Raw genomic sequence first — 25,003 nt, forward strand, 5'->3', positions numbered from 1 at the left:
AACGATCACTTTTTCAATATCCTTTATTACATTGCTGTTAAGTTTCCTTCACCTTTCGTCGACTTAAGCAAAGCTATGATGAAATAAGTTAAAGTGTTTGAAACTAATAAAGTGTCGATGACGTATCTATAGATAATCATCAAATATAAACAAATCCGGAGTTATAATCATGGATAATGAAAATACAGTATCGAGAAGATCGTTTTTAAGAAATAGTTTACGTATGGCAGTCATCGGCGCAGGAAGTGTTGTAGTGGCTAGCGGTACGGTTCAGGCGGAGACTGGTGAAGTGTTTGAAGTCGTGAAAACAGATAAAGAGTGGAAAGCTCAATTGGGTAATGCAAGTTACCAAGTGCTTCGTCATGAAGACACTGAGCGTCCAGGTACGAGCCCACTACTGAGTGAAAAGCGCGAAGGTATTTTCCATTGCGCAGGTTGTGACCTAGCCGTTTATGATTCAAAAACAAAGTATGAAAGTGGAACAGGCTGGCCTAGTTTTTATGAGTCACTGCCTAATGCGGTAGGGACGCGTGAAGATCGCCGTTTGATTTTCTCAGTACGTACAGAAGTACATTGCCGTCGCTGTGGCGGTCACTTTGGTCATATCTTTGACGATGGTCCAAAGCCAACAGGTATGCGCCATTGCTTGAATGGATTGGCGCTAACATTTAAGCCTAAATCTGCTTAAAAAAGTTTAGATCCCTGCGTAGCTATGAAACAATGCCTCATTAAATGAGGCATTGTTTTTTGAGGCGTTAGCACGATGGAAAAGAAATTTATTACAGCGGGCGAGTTATTACGTGACTCATTCCGCTTAGCTGCACAAGTATACGAAGATGGTTTTCGCCCACAGTTTATTGTCGGTATTTGGCGCGGTGGTGCACCGATTGGTATTGCTGTGCAAGAGTACTTTGACTATAAAGAAGTCCATGCTGATCACATCGCTGTTCGTACTTCTTCTTACTACGGTATTGGCCAGCAGGCTAAAGAAATCCGAGTTCACGGTCTTCATTATCTCATCGAAAACGCGAATGCAGGCGATAGCTTGTTGATCGTTGATGATGTGTTTGATTCAGGTCGTAGTGTTGATGCGCTGATGAAAGAAATTTCTAAGCTGTCACGTTTGAATATGCCGGGTGATATTCGAATTGCTTGCCCTTGGTATAAGCCGTCTAACAAGGCTGTGAGCATTACACCTGACTATTTTGTGCGTGAAAGTAACGAGTGGTTGGTGTTCCCGCATGAGTTATGTGGCATGGATAAAGAAGAAATCTTAAAAGGCCATCCCGAATTAGAAGAAATAGCAGACCTTTTCTAAGGCTGCTATTTCCAAGTCTCCACTCTAGTGCTTAGAGTGCCTCACGTATTCCTTCGGCGATTTCTGCAGCCGTTGATGCGTGAGGGCGAGAGGCAACGAACTTACCATCGCGGCCAATAATAAAGGTTGTCGATGTGTGATCAACTAAGTAGCTTAGTGCCGACTCACTATCTACCTTTGCAAAGTAGCTTCCGTATTGGCGAGCGACTTTCTGAATTTCTTCAGGCGTTCCTGTTATGCCGACAAAGTTCTTATGAAAATACTGTGCGTATTTCTTTAGGCGCTCACCATTGTCCCGCTCTGGGTCAACGCTAACAAAAAGACCGACAACATCCTCTTGCTCCTTTTCTGAAAGACTTTTGATAGCAGAGCCAATAACCGCAAGTGACGTTGGGCATACATCTGGGCATGACGCATAACCAAAATACATAACAACCGCTTTCCCTCTATAGTCACTGAGTGATGCAGGCGTGCCACCTTTTTCATTTAGCGTGAAGTCACCACCAAACGTTTTACCTGCAATAGGTATCGGTTTACTTGGCTTTGAAGGGTCTGATAAATATTGCTGTGCTACTACCAATCCACCGACAAACGCGATGATGGAAGCGAAAAAAAGGATCTGCTTCATGGGGTCTTCCTGAATAACAAGTGCCCATGATTATAGACCATAGGCACTAAGGGGCAAGAGCCCTGACTTTGAATAGTTAGGCTAAGTTTAGAGGTAGCTGCACAGTAACGCTTAAGCCACCGTTAGCATTGTTTTTCGCCCAGACCTTACCTTGGTGAAGCTCGATAATGCGATGGGTAATTGCAAGGCCAACACCATTACTTCCTGTCTTTTCATTGCGCGAGGAGTCACTTCTAAAGAAAGGCTCAAATAAGCGCTTCAAGTCAGTTTCAGGAACACCAGGGCCTTGGTCAATAATCTTCACTTCCATGATGTTTTGGAAGCATTGTGCTGTGATAGTGACCGTACTTGGATCAGCAGTGTAATACATGGCATTACGTAGAATGTTCTCTAGCGCACTGCTTAGGTAGTCATAGTCAGCATTGAGTGGTTTTAGATCTTTTGCGATATTAATGGCAATCGCCTTGTTAGTATCTTGGTACTCATACTGAGCATCATTGACGATCTCATTTAATAAATCACTTAGGTTTAGCGGGCTAAACACGAGCTCAGGCATGTCGTTGAGTCGGGTAAGGCGGAGAATAGTTTCGATCAAACTATCCAGTCTAAGCGTCTCTTGTTCAATGCGTGCAAGCTCATTACTTGTGCCTGTCTTTTGCTCGGCTAACGTGTTCGCCATTTGAATCCGCGCCAGTGGAGACCGTAACTCATGAGAAACATCACGTAATAACTGGTGCTGACTTCTAGACGTATCATCCAGTCGCTGCGCCATACTATTAAAGTCTCTCCCTAGTTCACCAATCGCATCTTTTCTTTCGGCAACATCCAAGTCTACTCGCGCTGATAAATCCCGGTCGCCAAACGACTGCGTGGTACGACGTAAGCTACGAATAGGGCGGGTAATGTAATAACTGATGATCAAACTAGACAGTAACAACGCAAGCAATGGAATGAGTATTGACGCATATCGCTTGATTTGAGGCTGCGGTAGTAGTTGATGCAATGCATTTTGACTGCGAACCATAACAGTATAAAGTTCACCGTTATCTGTCGTGACATCTTGAGTAAATTGAACACCAGCAAACGGTGATCTATTTCTGTTGGGTCTAGGGCTTCGCTTTTTTGCATTCTCATCTGAGTCATCGCGACGTTGGTTAAAACGACGGCGATTATTGCGCTGGATGAATTTTATTAAACCTGTTTCTGTAAACAGAACAATATTGTCTGAATTAAATAAGGCAATAGAAGTGCCGCTATCTTTAAGTTCTGCACTGTATTTTTCAAGCGTATCATTTTTCCATGCCTCGACCACACGCTCAGCCAGCACTTCTGGTGCTTGCTGGGGAGTGATAATCACTTTCTCTTTTTCTAACCACAGCCTAGCACCCATGCCGGAAAGGTATAGGGTGAGGTTAACGGCAATCATTAACCCTGCGATTTTTAAAAATAGGCGTGTCATGTTTCATCTCTTTGGATGTGAAGCAAGTAGCCGCTGCCACGAACGGTTTGAATAGATAATACGTCTGACTCAGTCAGTTTTCTGCGTAGGTTGCTGATATGAACATCAATGCTTCGGTCATAAGCGCCTAGCTTGCGGCCCAGTACTTCTTCAGAAATTTGGTTCTTACTAATCAGCTCGTCAGGTGTCTGTACAAGCATTTGTAAAATATCGAACTCAGTTTGAGTCAAAACCAATGCAGTTTCTTTAATCGTCACTTGGCGGTTGTGCAGATTCATGTGGAGGTCACCAACAGACAGTTTATCCGTAGGTGTCGCTGGTTTCTTATCCGTCGTCGATGCACGTCTAAGGATAGCTTTGATGCGTGCCAGTAACTCACGAGGGTTACATGGCTTAGGCATATAGTCATCAGCACCAAGCTCCAACCCTAGGATGCGGTCAATATCATCCCCTCTAGCGGTTAGCATAATCACTGGTGTTTCATTGTCGTTTTGACGCACAGCTTTGAGGACATCTAGGCCATCCATACGTGGCATCATGATGTCTAAAATGATCATGTCTTTTGGTGTTTTACTGGCAGCAAGTGCAGCTTCGCCGTCATTAACGACAGTAACTTGGTAATCTTCACCTTGCAGGTATTCGGCTAATAGTTCAGCGAGTACCGTATCGTCATCTGCTAATAAAATGTGAGCTTGTGCCATGAGTGAGCCTTCTTATTTCAGTGTTGGGCGCTAACTGCGCTTAGTATGTAAAAATAATAACGCAGTCTTAATGCAAGTGGTGGTATTTTTACGAAGTCTTTACAAGAGAATGTATGTTATACAAGTCTCATAATCATGATTAATAAGAGCGCAAACAACAAATGACAGGAACACGTAAGCGACTACTGATAAACCTGTGCCTACTTGCTTTAGTAATAGGTGCAGGTTGGATGGCTTATCAGCAAGTTCAAAAGGACAATTCGGGTGTGGACACTCTCTATACCGATACGATTGGTGACACTATGCGAGAGATTCGTATCTTAGTCCCAGGGAAGGATGAGCTTGTGTTGTCAGCAGAGGGCGAAGACTGGTTTATCACTCAGCCTATTCAAGCCAAAGCGAACCCAAAGTCACTGAGGCACTTGTTAACAATGATGGCTGAACCAATATTGAAGACTTATGAAGTTGAGGGAAAAGCACTTGAGACTTATGACCTTGGCGATGCTGCTATTCGAGTGACCTTTAATGATGTCGAGTATGTCTTTGGAAAGTTAAATCCGGTTAATCGTCAGCGTTACATTCTGTTAGAAAACAAAATTTTGATGGCCAATGAAGTGGTCTATGAACTGCTCAACCGTGGTGTTGACGGTTTTAAAGAGGAAAAGTAATGCCAGAGTTACCAGAAGTCGAAACGACTTGCCGAGGTATTGAGCCTCATACAAAAGGCAGAAAGGTTACGGCAGTTATCGTGCGACAGCCACAGCTTCGCTGGTTAGTCCCTGAGAGTATTCAAAGCCTTGTTGGGCAAAGTATCGATGCGGTATCACGTCGCTCCAAGTATGTATTTTTAGAGGCACAGACTGGCACAGTAATGATTCACTTGGGGATGTCAGGAAGCTTGCGACTAGTCGACGCGACGCTAGCACCGGATAAGCATGACCATGTCGATTTAGTTTTAGACTCGGGTAAAGCGTTACGTTTGCATGACCCTAGGCGTTTTGGTGCTGTGCTTTGGACGACTGAAAATACTGACGACCATAAACTTATTACTCATCTCGGCCCTGAGCCACTGACCGATGCATTTGATATGAATCACTTGCACAAGATTGCACATAATCGATCAATGAGCGTGAAGCAGTTCATTATGGACGGTAAAGTAGTGGTGGGTGTTGGTAATATTTATGCGAGTGAGTCGTTATTTATGGCTGGTATCTCGCCTAAGCGTGCCGCAAATAAAGTTTCAAAGCAGCGCTATGAATTACTCACCAAGTGCATTAAACAAGTACTGGCTCGCGCCATTGAACAAGGTGGCACGACACTACGTGACTTTGTTCAAGCAGAAGGTAAGCCAGGTTATTTCCAGCAGGAACTCAATGTGTATGGTCGAGCAGGTGAGAAATGCTTGGTGTGTGAGTCAGTTATTAAACAAATTAAACAAGGTCAGCGCTCGACATTCTATTGTTCTGACTGCCAGAAATAATAAAAGCGCCACACACTCATGACAGAGTGCGGCGCTTTAGGATGGCTATAGTCATAACAACCAAAGTTGTTTTATTTTTTATTAATCGACGCTAGTGAGTGGTAAAAGCTATGACTGGCGAAGATTATATGGGTGCTTTGTTACAAGGCCATGACAGTTCTAAAAATTAATCGTCTGCTTTCTTTACGCGTAGTTTACTGCCTGAGAATTCTTTACCATTCAGTAGTTTAATCGCTGCTTTAGCATCGCCTATTTTTGGTAGCTCTGCAAAACCAAACCCTTTTGATTCGCCAGTCTCTTTGTCCATGACTAATGTGCATGACTGAACTGTGCCGAACTTCTCAAACATTTCTGTCAAGTCAGCTTGTGTAATGTTGCGGGCGATGTTTCGTATTAATAATTTCATGTTTATTCTCTAAATGGTGTACCACGAGGGTGGTGCTTTAAACGATGCGCGTATGATACAGGATATTTAGCAGCGCTTTATGAATACCTAATCGGTTTGCACTCTATTTGCCACTGTTAATGTGCCATCTTCTTCGCGCTTAACGATGATTATTTCACCGGAGGCAGGGAATACACCCGTTAAGGCTGTGATATTGACTTGATGAGTAACGAGGACGATCGGCTTTGAGAGGTCTTGTTTCAATAGCCATGCGTTTAGTGACAATGTTTGCGGAGATGCCTGTTCGCGTGTCTCGAAGAATGAGCTAATCAGTGGTAGTTCGATAGGCGTGTTTAGGTCCAAATACTTAGCCGTATCAATACAGCGACACCACTCGCTGGTAAATACTTGTGCTTCGGTAATGCCACTGTCACGAAATCGTTTACCAATATTCACTGCTTGATCAATCCCTCGCTGCGACAAGTTTCTTTGGGTTGAGCAGTCTTGTAGGTCGAAGTTTGAAGGGTCGCCCATCCCCGGCGCGAGAGCGTGGCGCATAATCGCAAAGTGATTACCTGATTTGAGCGACTTTAAGGCGGCAGTCTCGTCAGCTTGCAGGCTGCCTGTGGTGAATATTAGGCAGCTAAAGACTAACAAGGGCAATTGCCAAAATTGCTTAGTCACTGTGGAGAGTTGCTGCTTCAAGCGGGATAGTGCCGATGTTGAATGAGTCGTCTGTGGCATGCAGTGAATCCTCTTAGTTTAGTGTGTATGACTACATCAGAGTCTATTTTAAAGAAGAATGATAATCAGATTAGAAATAGTAATGAAATATTAATAAAGTACGTTGAGATTACCGCTGGGTGCATGACATTACGTTTTTGCTGTATAAGAAAGTTATAGACGCTAAGTATCAACGTTTCACATATTATATAAGCGCAGCACTTAACCGATAGGAGAAGTAATGTCAGTAGAAAATGATTCAAAAGGCCCAGCCGTTAAATTCCCACCACCACTCATATTCGTCAGCTTTATAATTATTGCCGCGCTTGTTCAACAATACTGGCCGTTGTCATTTTCAGGTGATCTATTTTTTAAAGTGCTTGGCGCAATGGATATTCTGGCGGGTTTGATAGCGATACTTATTGTTAAGCGTAGCTTTGATAAAGTGGATACTGAGATTGAACCATGGAAGCCGACTTCTGCAATCGTTAGTGATGGTCTTTTTGCTTACTCTCGAAACCCTATTTATGTCGCGCTGGGTGTTATTACCTTAGGTGTTGGCCTTATTTATGGAAGCTTCTGGGTGATGTTTAGTTTTTTACCGGCGGCTGTGGTCGTCTACTTTGTCGCGATTAAAAACGAAGAGGCCTATCTGGAGCGAAAGTTTGGTGAAGAGTACTTAGCTTATAAGGCAAAGGTTAGACGTTGGGTTTAGCCAGTAGGGCTAGTTTTTTGAATGAAGGGGTAGTATGTCAGTCTGAGTTATCTTAGTGAATATAACCCGTTCTTAAATTTTAGGCATAAAAAAAGCCCGCTAACATTACTGTTAAGCGGGCTTTTCAAAATTTGGCTCCTCAGGCAAGACTCGAACTTGCGACCAATAGATTAACAGTCTACTGCTCTACCAACTGAGCTACTAAGGAATCGTTTGAGCGGCGTATATTAGTGTCAGACGCTGCTTTCGTCAATACCTAATTCTAAGAGTTTTACAGTCTTTTGTAAATAGTTGTCGCGTAGCTGAACGGGGACTTTATAAAGGCTAATTATTAAGCTGCTTATCAACGGTCGTGCGAAATGATCGACTAACAGGTACCTCTTTATCATCGATAAGTTTTAGCTTCATGCTTTGTCCCTCGATGACCACATCTTTCACCGCTGCATGTGCCACCCAATGAGAACGATGCACCTGCATACCTAGGGTACTTGGCGTTTGTTTGACGGCGTCTGAAAATCGATGCAATACCATCCGGTTGCCATCACTCGTTGTGATCGAGATGTAGTGCTCTTGAGCTTCCATGCAATAAACACGGCCATCTAATGGTGGGTTAATTGAGTCAAAGAAACTGGCTTGTGCAGTAGTCTCTTTTTTTAAATCACTCTCGGTTACGTTGGCTACTTGACTACCTATTTGAAGTAATAAGCGTGGCAGCAATAAAATAACACTGAGAATAATGTGATTATCCAGCAGATAGAATAGCTCTAGCCCAAATGCCCAACCTCTGGAGCCTGAATGCAGATCTATGCTATCGAGCCCAAGTTCAGGGAGACCCATTACCAAGTCCAAAGCTGTGATGGCTAAAGTGAAAGGTATTAAGCTAAGCAGAATAGCGCTGACGTAGCGGGCCCAAGTCGGCAATATGCGATGACAGTATTTCTCTACAGCAAATAAAACAGCGGTAAGAAATGCAGTCTCGATGAGTATTCTGAACGTCCAGTACAGGTAACTACCGAGGACACCAAAGATTGCATAATAAGCATCTTGATGAGCCGCTAATGTCCACGCGGTTAATAATGCCAGTACAACAATCCAAAACTCTTCTAATTTGATGAAATCTTGTTTCAAATAAGTGCCACTCATGTATTTATTCATGCATCTTGAATGGATATTTAATTCTATATTGTTGAATAGTAAGTAAATAGTCCGAACACTAATTAGTGATAAATCACGCCAATGCCATTGGTGAAATAGGCGATGTGTGTCTAAAAAAAACGATCAAAACACATCTATTATAGGCGTTAGTATGCACAAGTATACAATCACACAAAATAGAGGTGGAGCATGAAATTATCAATCGTATTAGCCCTAAGTATTGCGGCTGTTACTGCAGGATCAATTGTTCAAGCTGACAGCGATTCAGCAATGAGCTTTTTTGTGACCAGTGAAGGTTCTGGTAAAGGTGGTGATCTAGGTGGTCTTGAAGGTGCTGATAAGCATTGCACAACATTAGCAGAGTCAGCTGGTGTGAAAGGTAAAGGATGGAAGGCATACCTAAGTACACAGGAAGAGGGCAAGCGTGGGGTTTCTGCTCGTGACCGTATCGGAACAGGTCCATGGCACAATGCAAAAGGTGAGTTAATCGCAACGAACCTAGATGACTTACATATCTCTCCAAATATCTTTAAAACGACAGCATTGAATGAGAATGGTGAGCTAGTGAATGGTCGTGGTGATGCGCCAAACAAACATGACCTTCTAACAGGCTCAATGTCTGACGGAACTGCTTACTTCCCAACAGAGACTGCAGATAAGACATGTAGTAACTGGACGAGCTCAGACAAGGGTAGTGCAACGGTGGGTCATCACGATAGACATGGTGGCGGTAACACTTCTTGGAACTCAGCACACGGTTCGCGTGGCTGTAGCCCAGAAGCGTTGACTACAACGGGTGGTACTGGTTTGTTTATGTGTTTTGCAGTTGCTAAATAAGCACTGAATTTTAGGCATAAAAAAAGCCCGCTAACATTGCTGTTAAGCGGGCTTTTCAAAATTTGGCTCCTCAGGCAAGACTCGAACTTGCGACCAATAGATTAACAGTCTACTGCTCTACCAACTGAGCTACTAAGGAATCGTTTGAGCGGCGTATATTAGTGTCGGATGCTGTTTTCGTCAACACCTTTTTTAGATTTTTTGGATAAAAAAGTCGGAAACTTTTGATTCTGTGGATTCTTTAAGTCGTGAAGATATTATCTTATGTAGAACAGGGCACTCTAAGTAACTAATATCATTATCTAATATCGTAGTGTCTAATGTTTTAGACCACGTTAAGTCAGTATTTATCTGCCAAGCTTGCATAAACCGCTTAACATAGTTGCTATTAGCGGGTGCACCAGGTGCAGCTTCGTCTTCACTGCTAACGGTGACTTCTAAGGCTTCTATCAGAATATCTTGGTTAGAGTTTGTTTGGCCAAACGCTGCTTTGTGTTGTCTTTTGAACGTATCGCGAAGCATATCAATAGGCATACACTTCATCAGCAGGCTATTCGAGCTATTGTCATAACGCATACGTAGCTGCCAATTTGACTGCAATGACTCTGCGTCTACACCACGTTCACTCATCACTTCAGAGCAAGACTCGCGTAAGTCACGGTAGTAAGTTTCGATGTCTTGCATAGACACATCATTTAACATCACATTTAGCATATGACGACAAGCCTTAAACTCGGGCACCGGCGCTTGAGCCGTTGTGTCAGTAAATGTTGTGATATTGAGTGCGTCAGAGAGAAGGGCTAAGTGGAGCGGTGAGGTTGTTGTATTACTAAACAGTCTGCAATCAATAAAGTTTTGATTAAAAAAGCGGTGACGTAATATTTCCGCTTCTTTTTCAGCATCTATTTTTAGCGTTGCCAAGGCAAGCTGTTCAAGTCCAAGTCGTCGATTTGACTTTTTCTCATATAATTTTGCTAATTTCTCAAGCTGTTGTTGCAGGTCGGTCAGCTTATATTGCTTGTCTTCTGTTTTTTCCCCCAGTAGTGCATAACAGGCATGCACATTAAGCATCTGTTTTTTCTTAGGTTGCTTCACTTCTCGGGTATTTGATAGCGCTAAGTACTGCCCAAGCTTGCTTGAAAAACGTTGCGTAAAACTGGGTTCTAATGTTGGCAGCTGTTCTCGTCTCGAAAATAACATATCTACTACTCCGAATGATTGATAAAGCTTCCTGCTTCTATCAATACCTCAATGCCCGCACCTTTTTTGTGTGCTTGCTCGCTGATATGGCGTCGAAATGCCTTGGCTCCCACCTGGCCTTGGAATAATCCAAGAATATGACGACTCATATGTTTCAGAGGGACTCCCTCGCTAAGGTGTGCCTCGGTGTATTCAATAAACTGTTGTAATATTTGTTGGCGTGTCGCTATAGGATGGGGGTCGTTATATAGCGCTGCATCGACATCAATCATGTGATATGGGTTGTGATAGGCTTCCCGGCCAACCATTGCTCCATCAACAAACTTAAGGTGCTCTTGGCACTCTTCAATCGTTGTTATTCCCCCATTAATGATAATTTCTAAATCAGGATATTCCCGCTTTATCTCATATACTAGTGAGTAATTCAATGGTGGGACATCACGATTCTGTTTTGGGCTTAAGCCTTTTAGCCATGCTTTACGTGCATGAATAATAAATGTTTTGCAGCCAGAGTCAGCAACGACTTTAACGAAGTTACGTAAGCTAACCTCTTCATCTTGCTCATCTATTCCTATTCTGTTCTTCACGGTAATAGGAATTGAAACGGCTTGTTGCATCGCGTCAACACACTCAGCAATCAGCTCAGGTTGAGCCATTAAACAGGCACCAAAGGCCCCACGTTGTACGCGATCACTTGGGCAACCGACATTAATATTGACTTCATCATAGCCAAAATCTTCTGCCATTTTAGCACAGGCAGTCATGTCGGCAACGTCGCTACCACCTAATTGTAGTGCAACAGGATGTTCTTCATTATTAAATCGTAAATAACGATCAGAATCACCGTGTATTAATGCACCAGTCGTTACCATCTCTGTATACAGAAAGGCATGTTTGGAAATTAGGCGTAAAAAATAACGGTCGTGGCGATCAGTCCAATCTAGCATTGGGGCCACGCAATAGCGTCTAGGGGAGTCTATCAAAGCGGTTGCCGATTTTTTAAAAGAGGCAAATTATAACCGAACACGATAGAATTATTAGAGATATTTAATGACGGATAATAATAATGGATCCACAACAGTCAGTTGAAGCTGGAAATTGGGTCGCGTTAGCGGCGTATATGGGGTTTAGTTTTTTCGTAGGATTTGCCATCGGTTTTGCGGTAAAGACCTTCTTAAAGATTATGTTTTTTCTAGTGGGGACAATCTTACTTATCTTATTTGTGCTGCAGTACAACGGCATGATTGAGGTACATTGGGCGGGGTTTGAAACGGTTTATAACGGCATCATTACTTGGATTACACCACACCTTGGTGGACTAAAGAATTTTGCGACAGCCAATTTATCATCTGCTTCCATGGCAGGTCTAGGTCTATTTTTGGGTCTACGAAAAAAGTAATACAGGTTATTGCTGTATAAAATTAGCCTACCGACATAGGCTGATACTATTAAATTTTTTGATTAGCATACGGAGTTATCATGTCTGTACACAACACACCTCAAACGGTCACTATAAAAACACTGGCAAAGCTTAAAGCTGAGGGCGAAAAGTTTAGTTGCCTAACGGCTTATGACTACTGTTCGGCTTATGCGGTTAGTAAGGCGGGTGTTGAAGTTATTTTGGTGGGTGACTCGTTGGGTATGGTCATCCAAGGACATGACAGTAGTTTGCCAGTGACGATTGATGATATTGCTTACCACATTCGCTGCGTTCGTCGCGGTAACGTGGGCAGTATGATCATGGCGGATATGCCATTCATGAGTTTCTACTCAGAAGATGTCACCTTGAAAAATGCAGCGGCATTGATGAGCGAAGGGGCTCATATTGTGAAGCTAGAAGGTGGAGCATGGCTCTCTGAGACAACACGTTTGTTATCTGAGCGCGGTATTCCAGTGTGTGCACATATGGGTTTAACCCCACAATCGGTTAATCACTTAGGTGGCTATTCGGTGCAAGGCCGTGACCCAGATGCCGCTCAGACGATGGTAGATGAAGCGTTAGTGTTGCAAGAAGCTGGTGCAAGTATGCTGTTGTTGGAATGCATCCCAGAAGAGTTAGGGGAGCGTATTACTAAGGCGTTGCACATTCCTGTTATTGGGATTGGTGCAGGTGCTAAAACAGACTCACAAATCATGGTATGGCATGACTTTATTGGCATGTGGCCAGGTCGTCCTGCGAAGTTTGTTAAGAACTTCTTGGCAGACACCGACGGTGATATTCAAGCTGCGATTGCCCTGTATCACTCACAAGTTAAAGCCGGAACATTCCCTGGCCCTGAGCATAGTTACGAATAATGAGAAAAACGAATCGCCAGTTATTGCTGGAGTGGGCTGAACAGTCGTCGATTGATGGCCGACAGCTAAAAGATGCGCTAAATGTGGGTGGCGTTTTACCGACAGTCAGTGACTGGCGCGGGTTTCTAGACAAATTACTACTCTATGTAGGCGCTTTGTTTGTAGCTAGCGGGGTTGTGTTTTTCTTTGCCTACAACTGGGATGACCTTGGTCGGTTCGCCCAGTTTGCATTAGTTCAGGGCGCTATCGTTGCTGCCTTGGTAGCATTTTGGATGTTAGGTTTAGAAAAGCTGTCAGGGAAAATATCGTTAATGATGGCCGCCATTTTTGTCGGTGTGTTACTCGCGTTGATTGGGCAGACCTATCAAACAGGTGCCGACCCCTATGAGCTATTTACTGTCTGGTGTGTACTGATTTTACCTTGGGCATTATTAGCTCGCTTCGATGTGCTGTGGGTCTTTTGGTTACTCCTGCTCAATTTAAGCATCTCTCTCTATTATCAAGTGTTTGGCGGTTTATTTCATGTTTTGTTAGGTGGCGAACAAATGCTTTGGATACTGTTCGTTGTGAATACCGTTGCTCTGCTGATTTGGGAGTGGGTGGTTACGAAAGGCGCTGACCGTCGTAAAGTCCGCTGGATGACGCGTTTGCTTGCGACAGTGAGTGGTGGTTTGGCGTCGACGCTAGCGATTTTAAACTTGTTAGGCTCTGATGAGTCATCGTTTTCACAGTATGGTGTATTAGCTTGGCTCGGTTGGATGGCGCTGGCTTACTATTGGTATCGACACGTTGAGGTAGATGTTTACGTGTTATCGATTGGTGTGTTGTCTGTGATTGCCATCGTCAGTGTGTTCTTAGGGCGCTTCTTATTTTCTGGTGCCGATGCGTTTGCTTCATTGTTAATAATGAGCGCAGTGATTATTGGTTTGTCAGCTGCCGGAGCCTATTGGTTACGCAGCGTTGTGTTAGGAGAGCAGTCATGAGTCAGACGTTATGGCAGGAGCTAACGCATAAAGGTCTTGTTAGTGGTGAGGAGCCGGTTGTCGCTAATGATAATTCGCCTTGGTACGTACGAACCATGCTGGGTATCGCAGGTTGGTTTGGCGCTTTGTTCCTACTGGGTGCAGTTTTTAGTGTCTTCGGCTTATTGATTGGTTTTACATCTACAGCCGGTATCTTAGGTCTAGGCGCTTGTTTGGTGGCGGTACTAATTTATCGCGCAGGAAAGAAAAATGACTTTCTAGCGCAGTTTGCATTTGCAATTAGTTTGGCTGGGCAGTCGTTACTGGTGTTTAGTATCCTGAGCGAACTGAATATATTCGGTAGTGGCGATAATTTTTCTGATCGCTTGCGTATGTTATCGATGGTGACCATTTGCTTGCAGTTACTGCTGTTTTTTGTGATTCCTAATTATCTGCATCGTATGTGGTCAGCATTATTAATAACCTTGTCAGTCATGTTTCTCATGAATATGTATGGGTTGCATGCGTTTACACTGAGTATCTTACTCGCTGGAGGCGTGGGTTTATGGCTACAAGAGTTTAATTGGGCAACCTTAGGTAATAAGCTCACAACACCCGCTTATGCGCTGGTGTTTATCAGCGTTCTTCTGTTATTTGTGCAAACATTTCTTTGGTCTGATCATCAGAGTTATCTCTGGTTTGACTCAGGTTTCTGGCGCCGTGCATTTGGTTTATCAAGCTCAGTCGATGTTTTACCGGTGCGCTTATTTTCATTATCAACAGGTGCGGTGCTATTGGGCTTAGTGTTAGTGCTATTAAAACGTGCGGGTAACTGGGCTTCAGGCATCGGTATTGCCGCTATATTATTGTCGATCTTAGCGGTTTACATAGGATTGTTTGTACCGGGCTTTACCGTCGGAATCATACTTGTGTTGATAGGCTTTGCTCATTCAAATAGAGTGTTGTCGGGTCTGGGACTAGTCATTCTCGTTGTGTTTTTTTTCCAATTCTATTATCACCTTGAGTTAAATTTATTACAAAAATCAGGCTTGTTAGTCGCGAGTGGTTTGGGGTTATTGGTTGTGCGTTATGTGATGAATTATGTATGGCCAATAGGAGTAAATAAGCATGCGTAAAGTCTTAGTGTTAGTCTGCGGCTTGCTGATTTTGGGCCTGTTAAATTACACCATTTACTCTAGAGAAGCGTTGGTGAGTAGCGGCCAGAGTATTTATCTTGAGCTCGCACCTGTTGACCCGCGTTCTTTAATGCAGGGTGACTATATGGCATTGCGATTTGCAGTGACTGGCCAAGCAAGACAAACGATAAAAGCAGCGACTGAGAAAGATGGTTTTGTCGTACTGAAAAGAGACGAGCGTGGTGTCGGTCAATTTATTCGTCTAGATAATGGCGAAGCGCTGGCAAGTGATGAGCTACGTATGTTGTATCGTCAGCGTAATAACAGCATCAACTTTGCAACTAATGCTTTCTTCTTTCAAGAAGGTAAAGCGTTGCTATATGAAGATGCTAAGTTCGGTGAGTTTAAAGTTGCCGAGAATGGTGACTCTATCCTTGTGGCAATGCGAGATAAGGACTTTCAACAGTTAGGTGAAATTACTAAGCCGCTACTGGACTAAGATGGGCTAAGGCTTGAAAGTGCTCAGGTATTATTCTGAGCTCTTAGCCAGTGCCAAATATTACCGATGGTATTGTATAGTTCAATCGCTTGAGCCAACCCCTTCTCGAATGACGCTTTTGAGAGTTTATTAAAGGCGGGAAGTGTCGCAATATCTTCATCTAAAATGCCTAATAACGACTTCAATGCTGCTGCATCAATCCACGGATTACCAATAGCACCATACTCCCAGTCTAATAAAACCAGTGTTTCAGGTGAGGTGGTTATATTCACGGCTAGATTACCGATGTGCAGGTCGTGGTGAACAAAGCAAAAAGGGACATCGGGAAGTGTTTTCAGCAGTCGTTTGATTTTCGCTATCCAGACTAACGCCTGAAAATTATTTTGACGCTTTGCTTCGGGCAAATAGAGTGTATCCCACAGCGTTTCGTATTGAATAGCGAGCGCCTGTGGTGACTCAAGGTTTTCAATATCTATTAATTGCAAATCAGTCATTGCCTTGATGAGCTGTAACTTTTGCTGCTTGGATAATACCTCTTCAGTAAATGGCACATAACACTGCATGGCGCACCAGCCGCACTCAGGTTGATTTTCAATGATGTTAGGTGACCAAGTATTGCCAGTAATTATTTCTAATAATGACGCTTCTCGAGCACGGTCAACACCCGGTGTTAGCTCAGCTGACGCATTGACTCGCACCACTAAATTATCGTGTCCACACACGCCACGGTATAGGGTATTGCTACTGCCTTTAGCAAAGTTTTTCCATTGATAGTCTTTGCCGTGTTTAAGGTTTAAGTACTGTTGCCAATCGGGTTGCATAGTATGTTCTCATCGCTTGCTTTATAATCGCGTTTTCGCCTTATTGAGCGCCTAAATGACCGAGTTTTTTGGCAAATTTAGTCTTCTATTTCTGACCTCCCTGACCGTATTCGCATTTTACGGGCTGATGGGTTACGGCGCGTCCCACAGTGGCAGCGGCGCAGATTGGTCGTTATTACACGATTCCTACTTTTGGTCAATTCTGAGCTTCTCTTTAAAGCAGGCTGGACTTAGTGCCTTACTGTCGGTTGTCTTAGCATGGCCGATTGCGCGCGCACTTTATTATTCTAATTGGTTGCCGTTTCGCTCTAGTTTTTTAAGCCTCTGTTTACTGTGTTTTGTGTTACCAACCTTGGTATTGATTACAGGTCTCGTGGTGTTGCTAGGGCGTTCAGGTTTTGTTACTTATTTGCTGAGTGATGACTGGAACTTATACGGCCTACATGGCATTTTGATCGCCCATATTTATTTAAATATGCCGTTTGCTATACGGGTGCTTTTTCAGCAAATGACTAACATACCTGGCACGAGTTTGAAGCTTGCAACACAGCTTAAATTGTCAGGCTGGCAGCGGTTGCGGTGGGTTGAATGGCCAGCGCTTAAAGGTAGTTTTTTACGCTTGTTTAGCTTCATAGCGGTACTGTGTTTTAATAGTTTTGCGGTGGTACTCGCCTTGGGTGGTGGGCCACAAGCAACGACGTTAGAAGTCGCTGTCTACCAAGCGTTAAAGTATGATTTTAATATTCCTGAAGCACTCGCTTTGGCGTGGGTACAATTCTCAATTACGGGCATTTTATACATCATGGTCTCTCGCTGGGGCTCTGTAAACTGGTTATCAGCGGATACATCTGCTCGACGTTTTACCCCTCAAGTCAGTGCGTTGACCAACGTTTGCCATGCACTGTTATATGCTGTTGTCTGGATAGTGTTATTACTACCACTATTATCACTCATCCCAAGTATTTTAGAAGTGAACTGGCAAAAGTTTGAATGGCTTTCCATTCTAAAGCCAACGCTAATGACTTTGCTGATAGGGGCTGTGAGCGCAAGCTTAGCCTTGGTGATTTCTTACGCGACGCTATTGCCGCTCAGGCAGGCTGCTATTGAAAAGAAACGTTATTTACAGTTGGTTTATGAGTGGTTAGCCATGCACACCTTGCTCGCTCCAGCGATGGTGTTATCAGTCGGTTTATATGTGTATCTATTAACGAGAGTCGACTTGGATAACTGGGGCATCATTTTTGTGGTTCTACTTAATGCGGCGGTTATCGTACCTTTTTCGTCACAACATTTACGACCACGCTTATTGCAGTTTGATCAGCAGTACAGTCGCTTGGCTGACTCGTTAAAACTAACAGGCTGGTCGCGCTTTAAAGTTGAATGGCCGTGGATGAAAAGTACCGTGATGTTTAGCTTTTCTCTGGTGCTTTTATTTGCTATGGGTGATGTCGCTATATTCGCAATTTTTGGGAATGATAAATGGTTGACGTTACCTTGGTTGATCTACAGTTATGCGGGGAGTTACCGTTTGGCAGAGGCTGCTTTAGCGTCAGGTGTTTTGCTACTGATGTGTGCTTTTATTGTGTTGTATTTTGAACGGAGTCGCCACCATGTTGAAGGTTAGCCAGTTACAAGTTCGCTTAAAAAAGGTGGTATTAGATTACGATTTTAGCGTCAAAACAGGCGAGATCGTTACGATACAAGGACGCAGTGGTGTGGGTAAAACCACGTTACTCAATGTTATTGCAGGGTTTGAAAAAGCGTACAGCGGTGATGTTACGTGGCAAGGTGAGTCGCTACTCCATAAAAAAGTGACACAGCGTCCTGTCAGTATGTTGTTCCAAGAGCATAATTTATTTGAACACTTAAGCGTGTGGCAAAACTTACAGTTTGGCTTGCAGGGCGAAGATATAAGCGAACGGATAAAGCAAGCAGCGGCAGTATTAGAAATTGCTGAGCAATTAGACAAGCCACCGATGCAACTGTCAGGCGGTCAACGTCAGCGTATCGCTATTTTGCGTACGTTGCTTAGGCCAGAGCCGATTGTGTTACTTGATGAGCCATTTGCAGAGCTAGACTCAACCACACGACTGATTGCTAATGACTGGGTACGTGAGACAGCAAAGGCGACAAACAAAACAGTACTGCTGGTGACACATCAAGATGAAGATGTGGAGCGAGTAGGGGATTGGAACTTAGTACTTGGCTAACCAGCACTAAGGCTGGCAGATGACGAGGTAAGTCACGGTTGGGTTAGACCTTAAAGTGGTTTAGTCATCATAATGCACAACGGATTGCAGCTCTTTCCGCTTTTCCCATTCCAGCATCTCAAGTTCAGGGCTTTCCAAAAACTCATCGACATAACCAATACACAGGTATGCGATGAGTTTGCTATCTGGCGATGACTTCAAAATTCCTTTCACCACTTCTGGGTCAATAATACTTACCCAGCCGAGACCAATATTCATGGCTCTAGCCATCAACCACATGTTTTGAATAGCACACACAACACTGTATTCGCCCGCTTCTTTCATCGAGGTTTGACCTAACACGGGCTTCTTCGATGAGGTGTAGTAAACTGCAATATTGACAGGCGCTTCACGAATGCCTTCGAGCTTTAACTGAGAGTAGAGTGACTTTTTCTTACCCTCAAAGAGTACGTTAGCTTTTTGGTTTTCTGTCTCGAAACTTTCCACCACCTTGTTTTTAGTCTCCTCATTGCGAATCACTAAAAACTCCCAAGGCTGAGAGAATCCTACAGAAGGCGCGAGCGATGCAGCCATGAGGATTTTCTGTATGGCTTCTTGTGGGACAGGGGTTGATAGGAACTTATTACCGCGTACGTCTCGACGGTACAGCATGATTTCTTCAAGAATCGCTTGGTCATCCACTGTAAATTGTTTGTTTTTCATCTGGTAAGTACCTACCTCAAGTGGCCCACATCATAGGTGGTTATTGAGTATTAACCAAACTATTGGCATGAAGGTTGAATGAATTATGTGATTCATTCGTAATTAGCGTTTTTGATTGTAAAAAGATGCTCAATATCAGGTAAACTATTCGGTCAATTTAAAAAAACCTTTAGGACTTTCTATGTCATTTTGTGGTTTAGACTTTGGTACGAGTAACTCGACAATCGGTATTTATAAAAATAACGAGTTACAAATGGTGATGTTGGATGATGACAAAACGTACCTTCGTTCAGCGATATTCCTTAATGCGGAAGAGCATGAGATTGTATTTGGAACACAGGCAATAGCAGACTACATCGAAGGCATTGATGGTCGTTTGATGACCTCGCTCAAGTCAGTGTTGGGCTCGTCGTTGATGGAAGAAAAAACTAATATTTTTAATGAAATGAAGCCATTTTCAGATATTCTTGGTTTCTTTATTAAGAATATGAAGCGCCAAGCGGAAAGCGTGCAGGGTCACGAGATTGATAGCGTTGTATTGGGCCGTCCTGTGCGATTCAACGACGATGACGATACCGTTGATAAGCTAGCAGAAGATACACTCCGCAATATTGCGGAAAAAGAAGGCTTTAAGAACATAGAGTTTCAGTTCGAACCTATCGCCGCAGCCTTGTCTTACGCGCAAACGGTTAAAACAGAAGAGTTGGCGCTGATTGTGGATATTGGTGGTGGTACGTCTGATTTCACACTCATCAAAATTTCTCCTGAAGCAAGCGGCACTAAAACCGATATATTGGCCTCTTCTGGTGTGCATATTGGTGGAACTGACTTTGATCGCTTACTTAACTACAACCATGTCATGCCTAGTTTTGGCTTGCACACGACAGTGCGAACGATGAATGGGAGTGACATTGAGATACCAACGTCATACTTCCGTAACTTATCAACGTGGCACAAAATAAATGATATGTATGGCAGAGAAGCGATGATTGATATGAGTCGTTTTCTGTCCACCTCGAATGATCAAGCCAAAACAAAGCGACTGAGAACCTTACTGGAAAAGCGTGAAGGTCATCACTTATTGCAGATGGTTGAGAATGGCAAAAAGTATCTCTCAGACGAGGTTAAAACGACATTAGAGTTGGGCTTTATCGAGCAGGGCTTGAGTATAGATTTAGCTAAGGGTGACTTTGAAAACGTGATCAATCATGACCTGAATAAGATCAATACGGTCATTAATCAGCTGCTAAAAGATACTGGTATTGTTGCCTTACAGGTTGATGCGGTTTTCTTCACGGGTGGAACAACGCGCATTAAGAAGTTACAAGAAACGGTCATGAGTGAATTTTCAGACGCACGGATAGTCAACGGTGATGTGTTTAATAGTGTTGCAATGGGATTGAGTATTGATGCTCAAAACCGTTTCGCCTAATAAATAATCAGTTTGTTAATTTAATCCAAGTTGCTTAACCGCTGATCTAACTGTGAGTTGACGTGATGACTTTCAGTCTTATTTCCACGAAAAATGTTACCAAGTGGCTGCTTGCTCGATCTAAACGAGCAAGCTATAGTCTGTAATCACTTCACTTAAATATAAAATATAATCATGAAAAAGCTATTAATTGCGGTTCCTCTAATTGCAATCGTTGGCGGTGCTGCTGCTCCGTTTGTTATTGGATCAAAAGTTGAAAGTGCAGCAAAGCAGTACATCGAGTTGGGAAACCAGCAGATGGAAAAAGCTTTAGCGGCGAATCCTCAGTTGTCAGAAGCTAAATTTGAATTAGACTCTTACGAGAAAGGTTACCTAAATGCTAAAGCGACAGGAAAAGTAACGTTTACGGCTAACTTAAATCTTAACGGCGCTAAGACTTACACGATTCCTTTTACAAGTGATGTGAAGCATGGCCCTTATTTAGGTGACGCAGGCTTTGGTGCTTCAAGCATTGTGACTCGTCCTGACTTATCTGGTTTTGACTTGCCTGAATCAATCAACGAAGACACGATTATCATGAGTACGATTATCGGCTTTGCGGGCGATATGAAAAATAATGCGGTGATTGCTCCAATCTCATTTGAAAATGATGGCGCAAACCTAGATTTTGCGGGTGCTGTTATTAACAGTGTTTCGCCAGATGCAAAGAACAGATCTACCTTTACAGGTGATGCGGCAATTCAACAGCTAAAAATTACTCCTTCTAATGGCGAAGCTTTTGTATTAAAGCCGTTTACTATTGATATGGAAGGCAAGGGTGAAGCTGATTTAAGTAGCGGTACTTACTCTGTTAGCTCTAGTGCTATCGAAGGTGTAATCGGAGATGATGAAGGCTCTTTTTCGTTGCAGAAAATGGACGCAAAAGGCACCTATAAAGATGCAGAAGGAACAGATGTCTTTTCAGTGGGAAGTGCTGAGGTATCTTTCTCTGACATAGAGATTAAGAGTGAAAACTTACCAGAAGCTATTAAGCTGCCTAAGCTATCGTTTAGTTCGGCAGTTGAGCAAAACAGTGGTACTGATTTCGATATCCATGCGAAATATTCAGCGACTTTAGACCCAAGCCTCATGCAAATGATGCGCTCTCCTGTAGATGTACAAACCGCTGAGATTGGCATCAAGCTTAAAGGCTTTTCTATAGAAGTTATGGAGCAGTATCAAGCATTAATTGAGCAGTTAGTTGAAGCAGGTGACCAAGGTCAAGCAGCTGCAGAAGCGATTCAAGGTAAAGCACTGGGTATTGCTCAGTTGCTAGTAAAGAACGCAAGTTCAGCTAACCTAGAAATCCACGCTAAGTCGACTGAAGGTGACTTGGATGCTGACGTAGATGTTGGCTTTAAGCCAGGTCTAGAGCTAAGCGAAACTGAGCTAATGGGCCTAATGGGTGCGCCAGATCCTAGTCGTTTATTGGCTATCTTAGTGGGTCGTGGTGATGTGTCTTTGGCTAAAGGTATTACTGACAAAGCAGGCGTAACGCCAATGATTCAAATGATGGCTGCTGACTTTGTTACTTTAGACGGTGAGACGTTTAAGTCTGATGTGAAAATCACTGACGGCAAGCTACTTATCAATGGTAATCCGTTACCTATGATGGGCGGTATGTAATACTAGCGTTTATAAATAGTTAGTTCATTGAACCAGTCGCTACTCACTCTCGAGCAGCGGCTGGTTTTTAAGTGGTAAAGCTGATCAGCGACCCAACCACTTCAAACTTTTCCCTCTTAGTCATCGTCCAACTTGATTCTATTTAAACGCAGCGCGTTAGTAATAACCGACACCGAGCTTAAACTCATAGCGAATGCTGCAATCATTGGCGACAGCAATAACCCAAAGAAAGGGTAAAGCACGCCTGCTGCGATAGGCACACCAAGTGCGTTATAGATAAAGGCAAAAAACAGGTTCTGTTTAATGTTTTGCATCACTCCCGTACCTAGGTTCTTAGCCTTCACAATTCCCAGTAGATCACCTTTGACTAACGTGACTTCACTGCTCTCGATAGCAACGTCAGACCCAGTCCCCATTGCGATACCCACATCCGCTTGGGCTAGTGCTGGAGCGTCGTTAATACCGTCCCCCGCCATTGCTACAATCTTGCCTTTGCTTTGTAGGTCTTTAATAAACTTGAGCTTATCTTCTGGAAGACATTCTGCCTGAAAGCTCGTTAAGCCTAAGCTATCAGCAACGCTTTTTGCTGTGCGTTGGTTGTCGCCTGTCAGCATAATCACCTCAACATCGTGAGCTTGTAAACTTTGAATTGCTTGTTTACTGGTTTCTTTGATAGCGTCGGTAATGGTGACAAAACCAAGCACTGCTTTCCCAACTGAAATATAGGAAACGGTTTTCCCTAACGCTTGTTCAGCGATGACTTGCTGATCTATTTCTGATGGGATTGTTGCACCGACTTGGTCCATAAGGTGCTTATTACCTAAGGCAACTTCTTTGCCATCAACTGTTCCCATGACACCTTTACCTATCACTGACTCAAAATCCGTCGATGACAGTAACGAGATTGATTTCTCAGCGGCAAACTTTATAACAGCTTCAGCTAAAGGATGCTCACTGTATTGATTCAATGTCGCAATGTAGCCGAGGAGGGTAGCGTCAAACTGACCTTTAGCATCGACTACCTTTTCAACGGAAGGCTTACCTTCTGTAATCGTGCCTGTCTTGTCAGTAATCAATACATCGACCTTGTTTAGGTTCTCTAATGCTTCGGCATTTTTGATGAGCACGCCATTTTTTGCACCTTTACCGATACCCACCATCACTGACATCGGAGTAGCCAAACCTAAGGCGCAAGGGCATGCAATAATCAGCACTGCAATCGCATTTACAAAAGCAAATGACATGGCAGGCTCAGGCCCAAAAATAGCCCAGACAATGAATGTAATCACCGAGGCTAGCAACACTGCAGGTACGAAGTATTTTGCGACCTTATCGGCCAGTTTTTGTATGGGGGCACGAGACCGGCTGGCACTGTTAACCATTTGAATGATCTGTGAGAGTAGGGTCTCAGCCCCAATTTTGTCAGCCTTCATCACAAAAGACTTATTACCATTGATCGTGCCAGAGTGGGCTTCATCACCCACCGACTTATCAACAGGGATTGGCTCACCACTAATCATCGACTCATCGATGTGACTCTGTCCTTTCGTGATTTGGCCATCAACAGGCACTCTATCACCCGGTTTTACGCGTAACAGATCGCCCACTTTAATTAGGTCAATGGAGATGACCTTGTCGCCTTCTGGTGTAATCAATGTTGCTTCGGTAGGGCTAAGCTGTAAAAGCTCTTTTATCGCACCACTTGTTTGGCTGTGCGCTCTTGCTTCGAGTAGCTGACCTAATAACACGAGCGTTAGAATAACGGCCGCCGCTTCAAAATAGACAAAGACAGTGCCGGATTCGGTTTTAAATTGGTCAGGGAAAATATCAGGGAAGAGTAGCGCCACCACACTAAACGTCCATGCCACTCCCGTACCGATTCCAACGAGCGTAAACATGTTTAAGTTGAGTGTCGTGATTGACTTCCAAGCACGCTCAAAGAACATCCAGCCTGCATAAAAGACAACGGGCAATGAGAGAATCAGTTGCACCCAGTCCCAGCTTTTTTTAGACAGGAGAGCGTTCAATGGATCGTTTGAAATCATTTCAGACATGGAGATGATAAAGATGGGTAAGGTGAAAATAATAGCAATTTTCATCTTATGCATTAGGCTGTTATAAGCTTGGTCTTCCTCGTCATCAGTGGGCTGCATTGCCACCAAATCCATACCACAAATAGGGCAAGAACCGGGCTTAGATTGGATAACCTCAGCATGCATAGGGCAAGTGTATTGCACGGTCTTAGGCGTTAAGTCTGGAACTTTGAGCAAGTCCATACCGCAGACAGGGCAGCCGCCTGCCTTGTCATAAACTTTGTCGCCTTCACAATGCATTGGGCAATGATATTTACCCGCCGCATCTTTTCCCAACTCAGGTGCAGGCTGACTATGGTCATGACTTGAGGTGCTACCACAGCAGGCGGGTTTATCTGCTGCTGTATCGACCTTTTCATGACTATGATTTAACATCTCTATTGAGTAATTTCCCGCGCTGGATAAAGCACTTTGCATGACCTCAATAGCGACATGCGTCTCCATTTCGATTTCAGCTTGATCGGGTAGGGTAACGGTCGCAAGTGTTACCCCTTCAATTGCATTAAGAGTACTTTCAACTGTTGAGCGGCAACCACCGCAAGTCATTCCAGATACTCGATAACTATGTTTCATCACAATTCCTTAGT

26 protein-coding genes and 2 tRNA genes are annotated in these 25,003 nt (G+C 43.6%); 15 read left to right on the forward strand and 13 right to left on the reverse strand.

Annotated features, from left to right (window positions below):
- Positions 1–169: 169 nt before the first annotated feature.
- Both msrB and DKT75_RS03985 read left to right on the forward strand, forming a co-directional pair.
- On the forward strand, positions 170–688 hold the full coding sequence (gene msrB, locus DKT75_RS03980) for a peptide-methionine (R)-S-oxide reductase MsrB (protein ID WP_109822142.1): 519 nt from the start codon (positions 170–172) through the stop codon (positions 686–688).
- A 75-nt stretch (positions 689–763) separates the two neighbouring features.
- Positions 764–1,318: a phosphoribosyltransferase gene (locus DKT75_RS03985; protein WP_109822143.1), complete on the forward strand. Its 555-nt coding sequence runs from the start codon at positions 764–766 to the stop codon at positions 1,316–1,318.
- A 31-nt stretch (positions 1,319–1,349) separates the two neighbouring features.
- Here DKT75_RS03985 and DKT75_RS03990 read toward each other — a convergent pair whose 3' ends face one another.
- From DKT75_RS03990 to DKT75_RS04000, 3 genes are all read right to left on the reverse strand, one after another.
- Positions 1,350–1,946 (reverse strand): SCO family protein, encoded by a 597-nt coding sequence (locus DKT75_RS03990; protein ID WP_109822144.1) that lies wholly within the window; start codon positions 1,944–1,946, stop codon positions 1,350–1,352.
- Between the two features lie 76 nt (positions 1,947–2,022).
- A complete protein-coding gene (locus DKT75_RS03995; RefSeq protein ID WP_109822145.1) occupies positions 2,023–3,405 on the reverse strand; it encodes a HAMP domain-containing sensor histidine kinase in 1,383 nt (460 codons plus the stop codon).
- The gene (locus DKT75_RS04000) at positions 3,402–4,106 is read right to left on the reverse strand and encodes a response regulator transcription factor (protein ID WP_109822146.1); all 705 of its coding nucleotides are present in this window, start codon (positions 4,104–4,106) and stop codon (positions 3,402–3,404) included. Before DKT75_RS04000 ends, DKT75_RS03995 begins: the two co-directional genes overlap by 4 nt.
- Before the next feature lie 161 nt (positions 4,107–4,267).
- Here DKT75_RS04000 and DKT75_RS04005 point away from each other — a divergent pair, with 161 nt between their 5' ends.
- Positions 4,268–4,774: a hypothetical protein gene (locus tag DKT75_RS04005; RefSeq protein ID WP_109822147.1), complete on the forward strand. Its 507-nt coding sequence runs from the start codon at positions 4,268–4,270 to the stop codon at positions 4,772–4,774.
- On the forward strand, positions 4,774–5,586 hold the full coding sequence (gene mutM / locus DKT75_RS04010; RefSeq protein ID WP_109822148.1) for a bifunctional DNA-formamidopyrimidine glycosylase/DNA-(apurinic or apyrimidinic site) lyase: 813 nt from the start codon (positions 4,774–4,776) through the stop codon (positions 5,584–5,586). The genes DKT75_RS04005 and mutM overlap by 1 nt, the downstream gene beginning before the upstream one ends.
- 166 nt (positions 5,587–5,752) lie before the next feature.
- Here mutM and DKT75_RS04015 read toward each other — a convergent pair whose 3' ends face one another.
- Together DKT75_RS04015 and DKT75_RS04020 are read right to left on the reverse strand one after the other, a co-directional pair.
- The gene (locus DKT75_RS04015; RefSeq protein WP_109822149.1) at positions 5,753–5,992 is read right to left on the reverse strand and encodes an RNA recognition motif domain-containing protein; all 240 of its coding nucleotides are present in this window, start codon (positions 5,990–5,992) and stop codon (positions 5,753–5,755) included.
- Positions 5,993–6,079: 87 nt separating this feature from the next.
- Entirely contained in the window at positions 6,080–6,715 is a 636-nt protein-coding gene (locus DKT75_RS04020; protein WP_109822150.1) for a histidine phosphatase family protein, read from the reverse strand.
- 220 nt (positions 6,716–6,935) lie between these two features.
- Here DKT75_RS04020 and DKT75_RS04025 point away from each other — a divergent pair, with 220 nt between their 5' ends.
- Complete coding sequence (locus DKT75_RS04025) at positions 6,936–7,409, forward strand: methyltransferase family protein (RefSeq protein WP_109822151.1); 474 nt, start codon at positions 6,936–6,938, stop codon at positions 7,407–7,409.
- A gap of 132 nt (positions 7,410–7,541) precedes the next feature.
- Here DKT75_RS04025 and DKT75_RS04030 read toward each other — a convergent pair.
- Both DKT75_RS04030 and DKT75_RS04035 read right to left on the reverse strand, forming a co-directional pair.
- Positions 7,542–7,617: transfer RNA gene (locus DKT75_RS04030), tRNA-Asn, on the reverse strand.
- Positions 7,618–7,733: 116 nt separating this feature from the next.
- The gene (locus DKT75_RS04035; RefSeq protein WP_211665149.1) at positions 7,734–8,552 is read right to left on the reverse strand and encodes a LytTR family DNA-binding domain-containing protein; all 819 of its coding nucleotides are present in this window, start codon (positions 8,550–8,552) and stop codon (positions 7,734–7,736) included.
- 201 nt (positions 8,553–8,753) lie between these two features.
- Here DKT75_RS04035 and DKT75_RS04040 point away from each other — a divergent pair, with 201 nt between their 5' ends.
- A complete protein-coding gene (locus DKT75_RS04040; RefSeq protein WP_109822153.1) occupies positions 8,754–9,401 on the forward strand; it encodes a hypothetical protein in 648 nt (215 codons plus the stop codon).
- A gap of 63 nt (positions 9,402–9,464) precedes the next feature.
- Here the strand turns inward: DKT75_RS04040 and DKT75_RS04045 are convergent.
- From DKT75_RS04045 to dusA, 3 genes are all read right to left on the reverse strand, one after another.
- Positions 9,465–9,540, reverse strand: a tRNA-Asn gene (locus DKT75_RS04045).
- 53 nt (positions 9,541–9,593) lie between these two features.
- A complete protein-coding gene (locus tag DKT75_RS04050; protein ID WP_109822154.1) occupies positions 9,594–10,601 on the reverse strand; it encodes a hypothetical protein in 1,008 nt (335 codons plus the stop codon).
- 5 nt (positions 10,602–10,606) lie between these two features.
- Positions 10,607–11,548 (reverse strand): tRNA dihydrouridine(20/20a) synthase DusA, encoded by a 942-nt coding sequence (dusA, locus tag DKT75_RS04055; protein ID WP_109822155.1) that lies wholly within the window; start codon positions 11,546–11,548, stop codon positions 10,607–10,609.
- 119 nt (positions 11,549–11,667) lie between these two features.
- Between dusA and DKT75_RS04060 the strand changes: the two genes are divergently transcribed.
- From DKT75_RS04060 to DKT75_RS04080, 5 genes are all read left to right on the forward strand, one after another.
- On the forward strand, positions 11,668–12,000 hold the full coding sequence (locus tag DKT75_RS04060; RefSeq protein ID WP_109822156.1) for an FUN14 domain-containing protein: 333 nt from the start codon (positions 11,668–11,670) through the stop codon (positions 11,998–12,000).
- Positions 12,001–12,080: 80 nt separating this feature from the next.
- The gene (gene panB, locus DKT75_RS04065) at positions 12,081–12,896 is read left to right on the forward strand and encodes a 3-methyl-2-oxobutanoate hydroxymethyltransferase (protein WP_109822157.1); all 816 of its coding nucleotides are present in this window, start codon (positions 12,081–12,083) and stop codon (positions 12,894–12,896) included.
- On the forward strand, positions 12,896–13,879 hold the full coding sequence (locus DKT75_RS04070; RefSeq protein ID WP_109822158.1) for a DUF2157 domain-containing protein: 984 nt from the start codon (positions 12,896–12,898) through the stop codon (positions 13,877–13,879). The genes panB and DKT75_RS04070 overlap by 1 nt, the downstream gene beginning before the upstream one ends.
- A complete protein-coding gene (locus tag DKT75_RS04075; RefSeq protein ID WP_109822159.1) occupies positions 13,876–14,994 on the forward strand; it encodes a DUF4401 domain-containing protein in 1,119 nt (372 codons plus the stop codon). The genes DKT75_RS04070 and DKT75_RS04075 overlap by 4 nt, the downstream gene beginning before the upstream one ends.
- Complete coding sequence (locus tag DKT75_RS04080) at positions 14,987–15,493, forward strand: GDYXXLXY domain-containing protein (protein WP_109822160.1); 507 nt, start codon at positions 14,987–14,989, stop codon at positions 15,491–15,493. Before DKT75_RS04075 ends, DKT75_RS04080 begins: the two co-directional genes overlap by 8 nt.
- A 23-nt stretch (positions 15,494–15,516) precedes the next feature.
- Here the strand turns inward: DKT75_RS04080 and DKT75_RS04085 are convergent, their stop codons facing one another.
- Positions 15,517–16,314: a phosphotransferase family protein gene (locus tag DKT75_RS04085; RefSeq protein ID WP_109822161.1), complete on the reverse strand. Its 798-nt coding sequence runs from the start codon at positions 16,312–16,314 to the stop codon at positions 15,517–15,519.
- A gap of 55 nt (positions 16,315–16,369) precedes the next feature.
- On the opposite strand from DKT75_RS04085, the gene DKT75_RS04090 reads away from it, so the two are divergent.
- Together DKT75_RS04090 and DKT75_RS04095 are read left to right on the forward strand one after the other, a co-directional pair.
- A complete protein-coding gene (locus DKT75_RS04090; protein WP_109822162.1) occupies positions 16,370–17,938 on the forward strand; it encodes an ABC transporter permease family protein in 1,569 nt (522 codons plus the stop codon).
- Positions 17,925–18,524 (forward strand): ATP-binding cassette domain-containing protein, encoded by a 600-nt coding sequence (locus DKT75_RS04095; protein WP_109822163.1) that lies wholly within the window; start codon positions 17,925–17,927, stop codon positions 18,522–18,524. Before DKT75_RS04090 ends, DKT75_RS04095 begins: the two co-directional genes overlap by 14 nt.
- A 60-nt stretch (positions 18,525–18,584) precedes the next feature.
- On the opposite strand, the gene bluB is transcribed toward DKT75_RS04095, so the two are convergent.
- Positions 18,585–19,226 carry a 5,6-dimethylbenzimidazole synthase gene (bluB, locus tag DKT75_RS04100; RefSeq protein ID WP_109822164.1) on the reverse strand — a complete coding sequence of 214 codons (642 nt, stop codon included), beginning with the start codon at positions 19,224–19,226 and terminating at the stop codon, positions 18,585–18,587.
- A gap of 181 nt (positions 19,227–19,407) precedes the next feature.
- Between bluB and DKT75_RS04105 the strand changes: the two genes are divergently transcribed.
- Both DKT75_RS04105 and DKT75_RS04110 read left to right on the forward strand, forming a co-directional pair.
- On the forward strand, positions 19,408–20,658 hold the full coding sequence (locus tag DKT75_RS04105; protein ID WP_109822165.1) for an Hsp70 family protein: 1,251 nt from the start codon (positions 19,408–19,410) through the stop codon (positions 20,656–20,658).
- Positions 20,659–20,832: 174 nt separating this feature from the next.
- On the forward strand, positions 20,833–22,323 hold the full coding sequence (locus DKT75_RS04110) for a DUF945 family protein (protein ID WP_109822166.1): 1,491 nt from the start codon (positions 20,833–20,835) through the stop codon (positions 22,321–22,323).
- A gap of 116 nt (positions 22,324–22,439) precedes the next feature.
- Here DKT75_RS04110 and DKT75_RS04115 read toward each other — a convergent pair whose 3' ends face one another.
- Positions 22,440–24,989, reverse strand: a complete 2,550-nt coding sequence (locus DKT75_RS04115) for a heavy metal translocating P-type ATPase (RefSeq protein WP_109822167.1) — start codon at positions 24,987–24,989, stop codon at positions 22,440–22,442.
- Positions 24,990–25,003: the final 14 nt, after the last annotated feature.

It is taken from the genome of Leucothrix arctica (assembly GCF_003172895.1).
In the GTDB taxonomy this organism is placed as follows: domain Bacteria; phylum Pseudomonadota; class Gammaproteobacteria; order Thiotrichales; family Thiotrichaceae; genus Leucothrix; species Leucothrix arctica.